The organism is Mesorhizobium sp. WSM4833, from assembly GCF_055811095.1.
In genome coordinates, this window is the sequence record NZ_JBVVQG010000002.1 from 68,536 (window position 1) to 82,891 (window position 14,356).

Annotated in this window: 14 protein-coding genes; 2 read left to right on the forward strand and 12 right to left on the reverse strand. The window is 65.0% G+C overall.

Going from position 1 to position 14,356, the window contains the following annotated elements; genetic code table 11:
• Nucleotides 1–9: 9 nt before the first annotated feature.
• The 11 genes from AC0L2D_RS03490 to groES all read right to left on the reverse strand — a co-directional run bounded on the left by AC0L2D_RS03490 (nucleotide 10) and on the right by groES (nucleotide 11,120).
• Nucleotides 10–1,041 carry a cupin domain-containing protein gene (locus AC0L2D_RS03490; protein WP_473540360.1) on the reverse strand — a complete coding sequence of 344 codons (1,032 nt, stop codon included), beginning with the start codon at nucleotides 1,039–1,041 and terminating at the stop codon, nucleotides 10–12.
• A gap of 141 nt (nucleotides 1,042–1,182) precedes the next feature.
• On the reverse strand, nucleotides 1,183–2,784 hold the full coding sequence (locus tag AC0L2D_RS03495; protein WP_473540361.1) for an FGGY-family carbohydrate kinase: 1,602 nt from the start codon (nucleotides 2,782–2,784) through the stop codon (nucleotides 1,183–1,185).
• 165 nt (nucleotides 2,785–2,949) lie between these two features.
• On the reverse strand, nucleotides 2,950–3,678 hold the full coding sequence (locus tag AC0L2D_RS03500; RefSeq protein ID WP_473540362.1) for an SDR family oxidoreductase: 729 nt from the start codon (nucleotides 3,676–3,678) through the stop codon (nucleotides 2,950–2,952).
• Nucleotides 3,679–3,700: 22 nt separating this feature from the next.
• Entirely contained in the window at nucleotides 3,701–4,957 is a 1,257-nt protein-coding gene (locus AC0L2D_RS03505; protein WP_013530725.1) for a sugar ABC transporter permease, read from the reverse strand.
• Entirely contained in the window at nucleotides 4,954–5,775 is an 822-nt protein-coding gene (locus AC0L2D_RS03510) for an ATP-binding cassette domain-containing protein (RefSeq protein WP_024501653.1), read from the reverse strand. The genes AC0L2D_RS03505 and AC0L2D_RS03510 overlap by 4 nt, the downstream gene beginning before the upstream one ends.
• A 96-nt stretch (nucleotides 5,776–5,871) precedes the next feature.
• Nucleotides 5,872–6,960 (reverse strand): ABC transporter substrate-binding protein, encoded by a 1,089-nt coding sequence (locus AC0L2D_RS03515; RefSeq protein ID WP_013530723.1) that lies wholly within the window; start codon nucleotides 6,958–6,960, stop codon nucleotides 5,872–5,874.
• Between the two features lie 248 nt (nucleotides 6,961–7,208).
• Complete coding sequence (locus AC0L2D_RS03520) at nucleotides 7,209–8,093, reverse strand: AraC family transcriptional regulator (RefSeq protein ID WP_013530722.1); 885 nt, start codon at nucleotides 8,091–8,093, stop codon at nucleotides 7,209–7,211.
• A 335-nt stretch (nucleotides 8,094–8,428) separates the two neighbouring features.
• The gene (locus AC0L2D_RS03525) at nucleotides 8,429–8,722 is read right to left on the reverse strand and encodes a DUF982 domain-containing protein (RefSeq protein WP_064993928.1); all 294 of its coding nucleotides are present in this window, start codon (nucleotides 8,720–8,722) and stop codon (nucleotides 8,429–8,431) included.
• Nucleotides 8,723–8,820: 98 nt separating this feature from the next.
• Nucleotides 8,821–9,048: a hypothetical protein gene (locus tag AC0L2D_RS03530; protein ID WP_013530720.1), complete on the reverse strand. Its 228-nt coding sequence runs from the start codon at nucleotides 9,046–9,048 to the stop codon at nucleotides 8,821–8,823.
• A gap of 70 nt (nucleotides 9,049–9,118) precedes the next feature.
• On the reverse strand, nucleotides 9,119–10,750 hold the full coding sequence (groL, locus tag AC0L2D_RS03535) for a chaperonin GroEL (protein ID WP_064993929.1): 1,632 nt from the start codon (nucleotides 10,748–10,750) through the stop codon (nucleotides 9,119–9,121).
• Nucleotides 10,751–10,805: 55 nt separating this feature from the next.
• Nucleotides 10,806–11,120 (reverse strand): co-chaperone GroES, encoded by a 315-nt coding sequence (gene groES / locus AC0L2D_RS03540; protein ID WP_013530718.1) that lies wholly within the window; start codon nucleotides 11,118–11,120, stop codon nucleotides 10,806–10,808.
• Nucleotides 11,121–11,456: 336 nt separating this feature from the next.
• Here groES and AC0L2D_RS03545 point away from each other — a divergent pair, with 336 nt between their 5' ends.
• Together AC0L2D_RS03545 and AC0L2D_RS03550 are read left to right on the forward strand one after the other, a co-directional pair.
• Entirely contained in the window at nucleotides 11,457–11,735 is a 279-nt protein-coding gene (locus AC0L2D_RS03545) for an usg protein (protein WP_084015824.1), read from the forward strand.
• 170 nt (nucleotides 11,736–11,905) lie between these two features.
• The gene (locus AC0L2D_RS03550; RefSeq protein ID WP_473540363.1) at nucleotides 11,906–12,688 is read left to right on the forward strand and encodes an SDR family oxidoreductase; all 783 of its coding nucleotides are present in this window, start codon (nucleotides 11,906–11,908) and stop codon (nucleotides 12,686–12,688) included.
• Nucleotides 12,689–12,821: 133 nt separating this feature from the next.
• Here AC0L2D_RS03550 and AC0L2D_RS03555 read toward each other — a convergent pair whose 3' ends face one another.
• A complete protein-coding gene (locus tag AC0L2D_RS03555; protein ID WP_013530715.1) occupies nucleotides 12,822–14,324 on the reverse strand; it encodes an ATP-binding protein in 1,503 nt (500 codons plus the stop codon).
• Nucleotides 14,325–14,356 lie beyond the last annotated feature (32 nt).

Sequence of the window (14,356 nt, forward strand, 5' to 3'; positions counted from 1 at the left end):
AGCCGGGGGCTACTCCATCTCTTCGCCGTCCCAGTACCGCCTCACCGCTCCCATGTCGAAAATGCCGTCGCGCCGGCGCAAGGCGTCGACCGCCATCTTGTTGGAATCTGGATAGACGCAGACCTCGTTGGGATTTTTCTCGCCGATCATCAGGTAGCGGCACGGCCCCGTGCCGCTGTTGAGGAAGGAATGCCCGACCGCCAGGCCGGCCGGAAAGCAGACATAGTCGCCGGCTTTCATTTCGTGGCGCTCCTCGCCAAGCAGCAGCGTCACCTGCCCTTCCAGGATCAGCGCATGCTCCTCTTCCAGCATGTGATAGTGCCGGGGCGCCAAGCGCATGCCGGGCGCCGGCGCTTCGATCAGCATGCCGACATGATAGTCGGAGCGTCCCAGCGCGGCATAAGTCAGGTGCCTGGACCGGCCGCCGAACCGCGGACCTTCGCCCTCGACCTTCCATTCGACAGCATCGCTGGCGATCGGCGGGATCGGCGCGGCTGGGGGTTTGGTGACACCGGCCGTCACATCCGACGGCAGCGGATCGCCGGCGGTAAGGCCGGTGTTCTCGCCGTCCCAGTAAGTTTGGATGGCTGCGAGATCGAAGATCGCGCGGCGGCCCAGGGCGCGCACCAGCACCTTGTTGGAGGCGGTGTAGACGACCACTTCATTCGGGTTGCGCTCGCCGACGATGACATAGCGGCACAGTGCGTCGCTGGTATTGATCAGGCAATGCCCCGCCGCGGCACCGGCGGGAAAGCAGATGTAGTCGCCGGCCTTCATTGCATAGGCCGCGTCGCCGACATACGCGGTAAGCGCCCCTTCGAGGATGAAGACATGCTCTTCCTCGAAAATATGGTAATGCGCCGGCGAGGACTGCTTGCCAGCCGGAAGCTCCTCGATTGCCACGCCGACACGGTGTTTTTCGCCAAGGGCGGCCAGCGACAAATGCCGGTAGCGCAGGCCGAAGCGTGGCACGTCGGACCATTCCGTCCACGGCACCTCATCCGATGCGAATGGTAGCGGCGGTTTAGCTTCGTCCACCATTAGGGCCTCCTGGTCCTGTCGCCTTGCCCCTCGTCGCGTGCTGCTGGAGGGTCCACGACAGAACAAAGCTGCCAGCTTCCAGCTAAACCGCCAAGCGGTGTTCGCTACGCTCCTGACAAAGCCGGACAGAAGCCGCGCGCTTCAGCCTCGGATGGCCTTGCCCGCCTGCTGCAGCAATTCGAACGCCGCGAAGCGTTTGGCATGCCAGCCGGCCAACGTAGGGTCAGGATGATAGACCTCGCCGAGTTCCGACATGCCGGCCATCGCCGCCGCCAGATCCTTGTAGGCACCGGCGGCGACCGCGCCCAGCATCGCCGAGCCGAGCAGCACCGGTTCCGGCGAGGTCGAGGCCACCACCACCATGCCTGTGGTGTCCGCCAGCAGTTGGCGCACCAGCGGGCTTTGGCCGGCGCCGCCACTGACCACGATGGTGTCGACGGGAATGCCCTTGTCATGCTCGGCCCGCACGATCTGGCGCGCGCCGTAGCCCAGCCCGCAGACCCCGGCGACATAGAGCCCGACCAGGCTGTCGAGGCTGGTGTCGAGATTGAGCCCGGCAATCAGCGCGCGCGCGTCCGGGTCGGCGAAGGGCGCGCGGTTGCCGAGGAACTCCGGCACGACATGGATGCCGCCGACCAGGGCCGGCGTGGCCGCGGCTCCATTGCGGCTTTGCGCCTGCAGCGACAGCCAGGCGCTGAGACTGAGCCCCTCGGCTTGCGCTTTGGCGGTCGCTTCGCCGGCTGCAGGATGCATGCGCACCAGATGATCAATCGCAGCACCAGCTGCCGACTGGCCGCCCTCGTTCAGCCACAGGCCCGGCACCATGGCCGAGAAATACGGACCCCAGACACCGTCGACGAAGGCCGGCTCGGCGGTCGACGACATTGTGCAGGCCGAGGTGCCGAAGACATAGGCCATGCGCGACAGCACGCTGCCGAAATCGCCGCGCGCGCCGACCGTGCCGACGCCCCCGGCATGCGCGTCGATCAGCCCAGCCGCCACCGCGGTGCCGGGGTTGAGACCAAGGTCTGCTGCTGCCTGCGCGGTCAATCCGCCGCCGAGTGCGGCACCGGCCGGCACGATCTCGGTGCCGATGCGCGCGAATGCCTCGTCGGCCAGCGCGCCGAGGCCGATCTTGCGGAAATACGTCTCGTCCCAGCGGCTCTCATGCGCCAGATAGGTCCATTTGCAGGTCACCGTGCAGACCGAACGGGCAAGGCTGCCGGTCGCCCGCCAGGTGAGGAAATCGGCGAGGTCCATGAACTGCCAGGCGGCGTCGAAAGTGGCGGGCAGGTTTTCGGCCAGCCACAAGAGTTTCGGCGTTTCCATCTCCGGCGAGATGACGCCGCCGACGTAGTTCAGCACCGCCTCGCCACTGCGATTGATGCGGCGCGTCTGCTCGACCGCGCGATGATCCATCCAGACGATGATGTTGCGTTCGGGATTTCTCGACGGGCCAACAGCCAACGGTACGCCGCCCTCGCCCAGCACCACCAGCGAACAGGTGGCGTCGAAGCCGATGCCGGCGATCGCCTCGGGCGCCACGCCCGATTGCGCGACCGCTTCACGCGTGGCCGCGCAAACCGCCCGCCAGATGTCGTTGCTCGACTGCTCGACAATGTCGCCGGCCTCGCGCCAGACCTCGATGTCCCGTTTGGCCGAGGCAAGCAGGTTTCCCATGTGGTCGAACACCCCGGCCCGCGCGCTGCCGGTGCCGACGTCGATGCCGAGGAAGTGGGACATTGGGGGAAACCTTCGGTTTAAGGCAGTAGGGGAGTAGGGGAGTAGGGCAGTAGGGCAGTAAGGCAGTACGGGAATAGGAGATGGTGGCTTGGCTCGGGCCCGGGCATTGAACGGCAGAGCAATCATACTGCCCTACTGCCCTACTGCCCTACTCCCCTACTCCCCCTAGAGATCATTGCTCTGCGGCAAAATCACCAAATCCCTTATCGTCACATTGCGCGGCCGGGTCAGCATGAACATCACCGCTTCGGCCACCTCGCGGGGCTGCATCAGGCCGCCGGCGGCGAGTTCCTCTTCGAGCTTGGCCTTCGGCCAGTCGTCGACCAGTGCCGTCACCACCGGGCCGGGCGCCACGGCGCCGACGCGCAGGCCGTGCTTGGCGACTTGCCGGCGCACCGTGTGGACGAAGGCCTGCACGGCGTGCTTGGAGGCCGTGTAGATCGGTTCCCAGACCACCGGGACCAGACCGGCGATCGAACTGGTGACGATGACGTCGCCGGTCTTGCGTTCGATCATGTGCGGCAGCACCGCCTGGATCGAACGGAAGCAGGCATTGATGTTGAGGTTGAGCATGCGATCCCAGACGTCGGGATCGCCGGTCGCCACCTCGCCGCCGACATAGGCGCCGGCATTGGCATGGAAGATGTCGAGCTGGCCGGCCTTCTCCAGGATTTGCGGCATCATGGTGGCGACGCTTGCCGGCTGCATCAGGTCGATCACCAGCGGGATCGCTTTGGGGCCGAGTTCGGCGCACAGTTTGTTCAGCGTCGCCTCGGCGCGGTCGACCAGCACCACGGTGGCGCCGGCCGCCAGCATATGCCTGGCGCATTCGAGGCCGATGCCTGACGCGGCACCGGTGACGGCGGCAACTTTTCCGGACAGTTCTTGGCTCATGTCTTGCTTCCTGTTGATGGGTTCAGGCCCGGCCATGCGAGACACGCGAGCGGCGTGCCAGCGAGTCGACGATGACCGCGATGGCAAGCACGGCGCCGGTGATCATGTACCGAAGCGACGAGGACAGATCGAGCAGCGTCAGGCCGCTGGCGATCGACTGGATGACGATGATGCCGAGCAGTGCGGAATAGGCGCTGCCCCTGCCGCCGAACAGGCTGGTGCCGCCTATGACGGCCGCCGCGATGGCGTTGAGGTTGACGTCGCCCGTGCCGGCCTGCTGGCTGGCCGAGGCAAGGCGGGCCGCCGACAGCACGCCGCCGAAAGCCGCCAGCATCGAGCACAGCACGAAGGCGCTGGAATAGATCAGCCGCACATTGATGCCGGCGCGCCGCGCCGCCTCGCGGTTGCCGCCGACCGCCGACATAGAGCGGCCCCATTTGGTCCGCGTCAGCGCGTAGTGCATCGATATGACCAGGCCGACGAACAGGCCGAACATCCACGGAATGCCGCGCGCCTGATTGAGATAGAAGACGATGAGCTCGAGAATGACCGTAATCACCACCGCGCGCGTGACGAGCCCGCCGGTCGACGGCGCCGATAGGTTCGCGGCGCGGCGGCGCGCGACGGTGCGCAGGCCGGTGATCAGCATGACGATGCCCGGCACGGCCGCCAGAGCGAACGAGACGAGTTTGGGCATCATCAGCAACTGGCCGAAATTCACCAGGTTCGAGCCGTAGGGCAGGTTGATCGAGCCGGTCGAGCCGAGGATGTAGAGCTGCAGGCCAAGCACCGCCAGCAAGCCGGCCAGCGTCGAGACGAAGCTCGGCATGCCGAGCCGGTTGAACAGCAGCGCATAGAGGGCGCCGATGAAGCCGCCGACGGCAACAGCGGCCAGAATCGCGAGCGCCACCGGCCAGCCCTGGTTGACCCACAGCGTGCCGACCATGGCCGAGGCAAAGCCGCTGATCGAACCGACCGACAGGTCGATCTCGCCGACCATCAAAACGCAGACGATGCCGAGCGCGATGACGCCGACGGTGGAGCAATCGAACAGCAGATTGACCAGATTGCTGCTCGACAGGAAGATCGGGTTGATGCTGGCGAACACCGTCCAGATGATGACCAGCCCGACAATCACTGGCAGCGAGCCGAGATCGCCCGAGCGGACCCGGTCGAAGAACCGGCGGATGGCGCCGCCAATCCCCGCCTCGTGCTTGACGCGCACATCGGCGCGGTCGAGCTGCGGCGGCACGGGGGCGGCTTCGGCTTCGCGGCTCATGGGCGTGGCTCCTGGGTCTGGTCTTGCCTGGCCTGCCTGCGCTCGGCGCGCCGCGACACCGAATTGTTCGAGGCGCCGGTGATGGCGCTGACCAGTTCCTGGTTCGAGGCATCGGGCGAGAAGATGCCGTTGTTGCGGCCAAGCCGCAGCACGACGATGCGGTCGGCGACGGCGCGCACGTCTTCCATGTTGTGGCTGATGATGACGACGCCGAGGCCGCGGTCGCGCACCCGCTCGATCAAATTGAGCACTTCCGCCGTCTGCGCCACGCCAAGCGCTGCCGTCGGCTCGTCGAGCAGGATGAGCTTGGGTTCGAGCAGCAGCGAGCGCGCGATCGCCACCGTCTGGCGCTGGCCGCCCGACAGTGAAGCGACCACTTCGCGGACACTCGGGATGCGCGCCGAAAGCTCGTTGAGCAGCGTCCAGGCGCGCACTTCCATCGCCACCTCGTCCAGCCGCAGCGGGCTGAGTTCGCGGCCAAGGAAGATGTTGGCGACGATGTCGAGATTCTCGCACAGCGCCAGGTCCTGGAACACGGTGGCGATGCCGAGCGTCAGCGCGGCACTCGGATCTGCAAGTGTCACCTGCTTGCCGCGAAAGCTGATGGTTCCCGAGCTCGGCTGATGCACGCCGGCCAGTATCTTGACCAGAGTCGACTTGCCGGCGCCATTGTCGCCGACCAGCGCCACCACTTCGCCTGCATGGACATCGAGATCGATGTCGGTGAGCGCCGAAACGGCGCCGAAATTCTTCGAAACGCCGCGCAGGCTGAGCACCAGCTCGCCTGCCGGAACCGGTTCGTCCGAGGTATCGGTCATGCCAGGAAGCCTTTCAAAACCGGTTCAAAAATTTCGCATGAGCGCTGCCTGGCCACCGCGCGGGTGGCCAGGCAGCGGAGCGGGCAAGGGTCGCGGTCAGTTCCCGATGCCCAGTTTCTTGCAGCCTTCCGCGTAACGATCGACGCAGAGCTCGGCCGCGGTGTTGATCTTCTTGTCGATGATCTCGGCCTTCAGGTTTTCCTGCGTCACAACAGCCGGCGTGAACAGCTGCGAGGGCGTATCGTACAGCGTCATCTCGGCCTTAGGCGTCTCGCCAGAAAGTAGCTTGATGGCGATGTTGGCGGCGGCCGCCGCCACGATCTCGCTCGGCTTGGAGATGGTGTTGTACTGGTCGCCGGCGATGATCAGCTGCAGTGCCGCGATCGTCGCGTCATTGCCGGTCACCGGCGGCACCGGATCGACGCCGGCCGCCTTGAAGGCCGCGATGGCGCCGCCACCGGTGCCGTCATTGGCGGCAACCACGCCGAGGATTTTCGGGCCGAAGCGGGTGATCTGGCCGCCGGCCCATTGCTGCGCCTTCGGCGGCGCCCATTCCGGCGTGTCGTATTCGGCCAGGATCTTGTAGCCGCTGTTGTCGAGGCCGGCATGGATGCCCTTCTTGATCAGGCCGGCCGCCGCGTCGGTCGGCGAACCGTTGATCTGTAAAACGCCGCCGGTGGCCGGATCGACCTTCAGCGCCTTCAGGTGCTCGACCAGCGAATCGGCGATGGCCTTGCCGATGCCTTCATTGTTGAACGAGACATAGAAGTCGGCCGGCGCTGTCGGGATTGGCCGGTCATAGGCTATGACCTTGATGCCCTGGCTCTGCGCCAGCTTGACCAGCGAGGCGGCGGCGGTCGAGTCGACGGGGTCGAGCACAATCGCCTTGGCGCCCTGCGAGATCACCGAGTTGAACTGCTGCTGCTGGCGCGAGGCGTCGGCATCGGCGTTCTGGTAGAGCACCTTGCAGCCCGGGCATAGCTTCTTCATCTCGGCGGCGAAGCCGGGATAATCATGCTGTTCGTAACGGGTCGAGGCCTGGTCAGGCATCAGGAAGGCGACGGTGGCGTCGGTGACTTCGGCTGCCTTGGCGATAGCGGCGGTGCCTGCCAGCAGCGACAGCGCAAGCGCTGCCATGCCGGCGGACTTGCCAGTGGACTTCAATGAAATTGAAAGTTTGGTCATTCGGTCTTCTCCGTTTCTGGATATGTTGTAAGAAGGTCGTTGACTGCTTTGGTGGTCTGAAGACACCCATCCACCCTCGCCCCAACTGCAGGGGAACCAGGGTCCGGCGCTGGACTTTCGAGCCGCGCCGACGTCCTCCGCCGACGGAGGAATTCGAGACAAGCGTTCCCCATCGCGAACCGCTCAACGCGGCTCACGTCCGTCATGCAAAAGAAAAATCCTCCCTTGGTTCCTCCCTGGCTCCTCCGTTAAGCGGCTTTTCCCGCGTTGATGTTGTCGGCCAGCAGGCGCCTGAAGCGCGAGGGCGGCATGCCCTTCTCCGCCAGGAACTGCCGGTTGAAATTGGACAGGTTGTTGAAGCCGACCTCGTAGCAGATGTCGGTGATCGAGGCCTGCTCGTCGCTCATCAGGATCTGGCAGGCGAGATTGATGCGCAGCCGCTTGACGTACTGCACCAGCGACATGCCGGTGTGGCGGCGAAACGAGCGCGAGAAGGCCCCGGTCGACTGGCCGGCGATGGCGGCGAGATCCGCCTCGTCGAACAGCTGCGTCAGGTTCTCCCTGATATAGGCGAGCGCCTTGTTCATGCCGGCGGTCATGTAGCCCGACGGATCGGGCCGATAGCTGGCGCTGGCCAGCAGCTGGAATTCCTGGGCGCGGCTTAGCAGGCCGGCGATCATCATGAACAGCTCGATGCGGCGCACGCCCTGCGCCTGCATCATCTCTTCCATCAATGGCGCCAGCGCCTTGCTGGTGCGGTTGGAAAACAGCACGCCGCGCCGCGACGCCTCGAGCAGAGCCGCAAGCCCCGCCAGCTCCGGCAGCACATGCATGGCATCGCCGATGAAACTTTCGGAAAACTGAATGATGCGGCCGCGCAGCGGGATCGAGCTGTCCTTGGGGATGTCGCTGACCCAATTGTGCGGCAGGTTCGGCCCCGTCAGCACCAGATTGCCCGGCTCGAACTCGCCGATGAAGTCGCCGACGAAATAGCGGCCGTTGGTGAAGATTACCTGATGCAGTTCATATTCTGGATGGAAGTGCCAGCGCACCGTATGGAAGGGGTAGCCATGCGACCACGCCTTGAAGGACTCCCCGCGTCGTATCTGGACAACTTCCAGGTCCGGTTCCATGTCCGTTTCCTCCCGGCCGGCACGGATATTTGCCGCGTTCGGCCCAATTCCCTAAACCGGCCGAATTGGTTTCGGCTCTGCATTTCAAGAGCCACGGTACCGGCTCATGACAACAGGCGCCACCACGATTCAAGACAATGGATGATACTTTTTTAACCGGAAGGGCGCGCTCAGAGGCGCTATTCGGGCAGAACAGGTCAGTCTTGCTGACGCGTTCGCTCGACTGACCAACGAGAACACTACCGCCCGAAACGGAATTCCAACGTGTCCGGTGGGCGCCTGGCCTATCGCAAGAACAGCGTGTTCAGGCGCTGATGCAGCGCCGTCATCGTAGTTCAGCTGGTGCGCAGCGCACCACCCGCCGCCGTCGCGAGCGGCGTAACCATGTCAGGCACCAGTATGTCGTGGCGGCGCGCGAAGCTGACCAGCGTGGCCCGCACCGTCTCCGGATCGATTTCGCCGACGATGCCCGCCTTGCAAGCGTTGAGTGCGATGGCATGGGCGCCGTTGCGGCCGGCGCTCGGCCAGTCCTGCAGCAGTGCATAGGCTTCCATCACGCTGTCGATCATCCTCGGAAAGCCCATTCCGACCAGAAGTGTGACCGGTTCCTCGAATTGCCCGCGATTCATGGCTTGTACCTCCTCTCGATTGTTCAGAGCCTGCAGCGGGCCGAACACCGGGAAGCACGGCCCGCCGCGGATAGGTGAAGGGACTGGCCGATTTCCGTTCAGCCGCTGCCGGCGGATACCTCGGATGTTGCCGACACTTGCTGCGCTGCGAGGAACATCAGTGCCGACGCCGCGGTTCGCCGGTTCCAGCCGGCGGCTTCAGCCATGTCGAGCAGCCCTGCCAGCAGCGGCTTCAGCACGTTCCTGCATTCTGTTTCATAGGCCAGGAATTCCTTCGCTTGATGCGTAGGAGCCGGTACGGATCCGAGGCCAGCCATTGCATCCATCTTTACCTCCACTCTCTCTTCGACTGACGCCCGCTCCCCGCCAGGGGAGCGGGCGGATTGGGCCGCGACTTCAGAAGTCCATGCCGGCGCCGGCGGGCATTGCCGGGACGGCGGCTTCCTTCTTCGGCTTCTCGGCCACCATCGCCTCCGTGGTCACCAGCAGGCCGGCGACCGATGCCGCGTCCTGGAGGGCGGTGCGCACCACCTTGGCCGGGTCGATAACGCCCTGGCCGAAGAGATCGCCGAATTCATTGGTCTGGGCGTTCCAGCCCCAGCCGAATTCGCTTTTCTCGCGCAGCTTGCCGACAATGATCGAGCCTTCGGCGCCGGCATTCTCGGCGATCTGCCGGACCGGCGTTTCGATGGCACGGCGCACGATGTCGACACCTGTCCTCTGGTCCGCATTGTCGGTCTGCACGGCATCGAGCGCCTTGGCCGCCCGCAGCAAGGCGACGCCGCCGCCGGGCAGCACGCCCTCCTCGACGGCCGCGCGGGTTGCATGCAGTGCGTCGTCGACACGGTCCTTGCGCTCCTTGACCTCGACCTCGGTCGAGCCGCCGACCCGGATCACCGCAACGCCGCCTGCGAGCTTGGCCAGCCGCTCCTGCAGCTTTTCGCGGTCATAGTCGGAGGTGGTCTCCTCGATCTGCGCCTTGATCTGTGCGACACGGCCCTGGATCTCTTCCTTGCGGCCGACACCATCGACGATGGTGGTGTTTTCCTTCTCGATCACCACCTTCTTGGCGCGGCCCAGCATCTGCAGCGTTACATTTTCCAGTTTGATGCCGAGATCATCCGAGATCGCGGTGCCGCCGGTGAGAATGGCGATGTCCTCCAGCATGGCCTTGCGGCGGTCGCCGAAGCCCGGCGCCTTGACGGCCGCGACCTTGAGGCCGCCGCGCAGCTTGTTGACGACCAGCGTGGCAAGCGCCTCGCCCTCCACATCCTCGGCGATGATCAGGAGCGGCTTGCCAGACTGCACCACGGCTTCGAGCACGGGCAGCATCGCTTGCAGATTGGAGAGTTTCTTCTCGTGGATCAGCACATAGGGCTCGTCGAGCTCCACGCGCATCTTGTCCTGGTTGGTGATGAAATAGGGCGAGAGGTAGCCGCGATCGAACTGCATGCCTTCCACGACTTCGAGTTCGGTCTCGGCGGTCTTGGCCTCCTCCACCGTGATGACGCCTTCATTGCCGACCTTCTCCATCGCCTCAGCGAGGAAGCGGCCGATTTCGGCATCGCCATTGGCGGAGATGGTGCCGACCTGCGCGATCTCGTCGTTTCGAGTGACCTTGCGGGCATTGGTCTTCAGTTCGGCGACCACCGCATCGACCGCCTTGTCGATGCCGCGCTTCAGATCCATCGGGTTCATACCCGAGGCAACCGCCTTGGCCCCTTCCCTGACGATCGCCTGTGCAAGCACCGTTGCGGTCGTCGTGCCGTCGCCCGCAAGGTCGTTGGTCTTGGACGCCACCTCACGCACCATCTGGGCGCCCATGTTCTCGAACTTGTCCTCCAGTTCGATCTCCTTGGCGACGGTGACGCCGTCCTTGGTGATGCGCGGCGCGCCGAACGACTTGTCGATGACCACATTGCGCCCCTTGGGACCGAGCGTCACCTTCACCGCATTGGCAAGGATGTCGACGCCGCGCAGCATCTTCTCGCGCGCTTCGGTATGGAATTTCACTTCTTTGGCAGCCATTGGATCACTCCTTTATCTAGGCAGCATTCGTTGACTGGTTGGATACAAGAAGCCGTCAGGCGGCCTTCTTCACTTCGGCGATCTCATCGATGATCCCCATCACGTCGCTCTCCTTCATGATGAGCAGGTCCTCGCCGTCGAGTTTGATCTCGGTGCCGGACCATTTGCCGAACAGGATGCGGTCGCCGACCTTGACATCGAGTTCGACAAGCTTGCCGCTGTCGTCGCGCGCGCCGGGACCGACGGCGAGCACTTCGCCTTCCTGCGGTTTTTCCTTTGCGGTATCGGGGATGATGATGCCGCCGGAGGTCTTCTCCTCGGCTTCAAGGCGGCGGACCAGAATACGGTCATGCAATGGACGGAACGCCATGTCGTTCTCCTCGTGGACAAACAGGTTTTGAGGTTCCTCCGCACCGAACCGGCAATATCGGACCGGTGCGGAACGCCGCGACCCTTCGTCAGGCATCGCGGCGCATATCGAGCTAGTTTTGCCGTTTTTCGGTTTCAAGAGACCAGCGCAAAAATTTTTATATTCGACAAGAAAGAGCGCCAAGGCACTGTTATGGCGTGGCTATTTTCGGAACCCGCGAGCTTCTCGCGGCGTTGTTTGAAGAGGGTCGATAGAACCGACCGGCCCGGCCCGGCATTGGGCGGGTTCAACACAAATGCCCGCCGGCTGGATGCCTCAGCGGAGAAGGAGAAAGACATGGCCGATACGGTCAGCAACGAATTCCGCCTGCAAATGGAAGGTTATGGCCTGACGACGGCCGAAATCCACTATTACCTGCCCGATCATCCAAGCCTGCTTCAGCTCTATGTCTGGCAGGACTATGATCTCGCTCCGGCCTTTCCCGAACTCAAGGGTTTTCTCCAATATTGGGAGCGCGAACTCGATGGTCCGCTCCATTCGGTTCGCGTTGCTCATCACCGGCTCATCCAGCCTTCGGAATGGCGGGCCGTCGAGGGCATCATCACGGTCCACTAGGGTCTTTGCGACGGCCTCCGCTACGTAGGGAATCACGACATTGGGGCAGGCTCCCGCCGGCCCCACGCAGCGCGATAGCCAACAACCTCCACTCCAAGATTTCCAATTTCCGTATTGTAAAACGATCGCGCCGCGCTAGCCTGAAATCAGATGCGAGGCGGGGAAGAGGAATGGAGCTCCAACTCAACGGCAAGGTGGCGCTGGTCACCGGCTCGACGCAAGGCATTGGCCGCGCCATCGCCGAGACGCTGGCGCGCTGCGGCGCCGGCGGCCTGCTCGTCACCGGGCGCCAGAAGACGCGCGGCGATGCCGTTGCGGAAGAGCTTTCGCGGCTCGGCACGCCGACGGTTTTCGTCGCCGCCGACCTCGCCGACCCGGCAGCCCCTGCCCTTTTGGCGCAAGCCTGCATCGAGCGCTTCGGCCGCATCGATGCGCTGGTCAACGCCGCAGGGCTGACCGACCGGGCCTCGTTCCTCGATGCCGATCTCGACGGCTGGGCCTCGCTGTTTGCGGTCAACGCGCGGGCGCCGTTCTTCCTCATGCAGGCGGCCATCGCCGACATGAAGAAGCGCGGAGAGCGCGGCGCCATCGTCAACATCCTGTCGATCAACGCCCATTGCGGCTCGCCGGAGCTCGCCGTCTATTCCGCAAGCAAGGGCGCGCTGGCCACGCTGACCAAAAACGCCGCCAACGCCCATCGCTTCGATCGCATCCGCGTCAACGGCATCAATGTCGGCTGGACCGACACGCCGGCCGAACGCGTCATGCAAGCCGACACGCTGGGCAACGGGCCGGGCTGGCTCGATGCCGCCAACGCCTCGCAACCCTTCGGCCGCCTGTTCTCGACCAGCGATATCGCCAACCTCGCCGTCTTCCTGCTTTCGGATGCTGCCGGGCCGATGACCGGCACGCTCGTCGATCAGGAACAGTGGGTGATCGGGGCGAACCGGTGAGCGCCATCGAAACGCAAGCGCCTGCATGACGCATCTCGCCGTCGGCGATTTCACGGTTGCCATCCGAAATTTGTCGCGATGACGGTGACTGAAAAAGCCTATGGCCACATCCGCTCAAAGCACCCGCGCCGCCTCACAGCGCCAGGCTCCCCTGCTCCACCTCCTCGGCATTCGGATCTCCCGGTGCGGTGGCCCAGGCCAATTCGACCAGGGTCACGGTGCGCCGGCCTGTCCCGTCGAGCTGGCAGACGATGAGGCCCTGCTCCTCGATATAGGTCAACAGGCGCCGGGCGCGGCGCAGCGAGTGCGAGCCGTAGGCGCGGGCGATCGCGGCGTCGCTCGGGCAAGGCCAGCCCTCCTTCGCCGCGCGGGCAATCATCATGAATACGCCCTGCATGTCGTCGGGCAGCAGCGACGCGCGGACGGAAACGTCCCGCCATGCGTCGTCCTGTGTCGTCTCTGAACCAAGGCCGGCCCGGGCGCGCGTCAGCATGCGGCGGAACTCCGGCAGGTCGGGCACGACCGAGGCCAGGCCTTCGATGCGGCAGCGGACCACGAACTCCTGATAGAGCACGCCGATCACGCGAAAACCGGCGTCGGGCTGCGCCAGGATGGCGCGCAGCACACGGTCGACGCGCTCGCGGCGCTCGGCCAGATCCTCGGCGCTGACTTGCGGCTCCGCCGGTTCGGGGCGGATTTCCAAGGCCGCCGACTTCGCCGCCATCAGCTGGTCGAGCAGGTCCGGCGACGCCGGGCGGCGCGGCGTGCGCACCGTTTCGGGCGGCGGCGCCGCCAGGATGATCGCGCGTGCATCCTCGAGTGCTGCTTCCGGCATCGCCATCAGCCGCGGCGTTCCGTTGCGCGGGCTCGTATCCGTCGGGCCGATGCGCAGGCCCAGCGGACGGCGCGACAGCGCCGGGCCGAGCGCCATGAACTGCCCGCGTTCCAGATCGCGAAACGCCTCCGCCTGGCGCCGCTCCATGCCCAGAAGGTCGGCGGCACGCGCCATGTCGATATCGAGGAAGGTGCGGCCCATGAGGAAGTTGGACGCCTCGGCGGCGACGTTCTTGGCGAGCTTTGCCAGCCGCTGGGTGGCGATGATGCCGGCCAGCCCGCGCTTTCGGCCACGGCACATCAAATTGGTCATCGCGCCGAGCGAGAGCTTTCGCGCCTCGTCGGAAACCTCGCCGGCCACCGCCGGCGCGAACAGCTGCGCCTCGTCCACCACCACCAGCATCGGGTACCAGTGGTCACGGGCGACCTCGAACAGCCCGCCGAGGAAGGCGGCGGCACGCCGCATCTGGTTCTCGGCGTCGAGCCCTTCGAGATTGAGCACGGTGGAGACGCGATGCATGCGCGCCCGCTCGCCTGCCGCCTGCAGGCCGCGCTCGGTATGCTGCTCGGCATCGATCACCAGATGGCCGTAACGGTCGCCCAGCGAAACGAAGTCGCCCTCGGGATCGATGATGGTCTGCTGCACCCAGGGCGCGCTCTGCTCCAGCAGGCGCCGCAGCAGATGCGACTTGCCGGAGCCCGAATTGCCCTGCACCAAAAGGCGCGTCGCGAGCAGTTCCTCGAGATCCAGCTTCGCCGGGGCGCCTGCGGTCGTCTGTCCCATCTCGATCGCAACGGTCATCTCGACTCAGGCGCTCCTTTCGCAGACGGGCT

Coding starts and splice junctions, on each gene's coding strand:
- AC0L2D_RS03490 (WP_473540360.1), bottom strand. CDS start 1,041: ATGGTGGACGAAGCTAAACCGCCGCTACCATTCGCATCGGATGAGGTG.
- AC0L2D_RS03495 (WP_473540361.1), bottom strand. CDS start 2,784: ATGTCCCACTTCCTCGGCATCGACGTCGGCACCGGCAGCGCGCGGGCC.
- AC0L2D_RS03500 (WP_473540362.1), bottom strand. CDS start 3,678: ATGAGCCAAGAACTGTCCGGAAAAGTTGCCGCCGTCACCGGTGCCGCG.
- AC0L2D_RS03505 (WP_013530725.1), bottom strand. CDS start 4,957: ATGAGCCGCGAAGCCGAAGCCGCCCCCGTGCCGCCGCAGCTCGACCGC.
- AC0L2D_RS03510 (WP_024501653.1), bottom strand. CDS start 5,775: ATGACCGATACCTCGGACGAACCGGTTCCGGCAGGCGAGCTGGTGCTC.
- AC0L2D_RS03515 (WP_013530723.1), bottom strand. CDS start 6,960: ATGACCAAACTTTCAATTTCATTGAAGTCCACTGGCAAGTCCGCCGGC.
- AC0L2D_RS03520 (WP_013530722.1), bottom strand. CDS start 8,093: ATGGAACCGGACCTGGAAGTTGTCCAGATACGACGCGGGGAGTCCTTC.
- AC0L2D_RS03525 (WP_064993928.1), bottom strand. CDS start 8,722: ATGAATCGCGGGCAATTCGAGGAACCGGTCACACTTCTGGTCGGAATG.
- AC0L2D_RS03530 (WP_013530720.1), bottom strand. CDS start 9,048: ATGGATGCAATGGCTGGCCTCGGATCCGTACCGGCTCCTACGCATCAA.
- groL (WP_064993929.1), bottom strand. CDS start 10,750: ATGGCTGCCAAAGAAGTGAAATTCCATACCGAAGCGCGCGAGAAGATG.
- groES (WP_013530718.1), bottom strand. CDS start 11,120: ATGGCGTTCCGTCCATTGCATGACCGTATTCTGGTCCGCCGCCTTGAA.
- AC0L2D_RS03545 (WP_084015824.1), top strand. CDS start 11,457: ATGGCCGATACGGTCAGCAACGAATTCCGCCTGCAAATGGAAGGTTAT.
- AC0L2D_RS03550 (WP_473540363.1), top strand. CDS start 11,906: ATGGAGCTCCAACTCAACGGCAAGGTGGCGCTGGTCACCGGCTCGACG.
- AC0L2D_RS03555 (WP_013530715.1), bottom strand. CDS start 14,324: ATGACCGTTGCGATCGAGATGGGACAGACGACCGCAGGCGCCCCGGCG.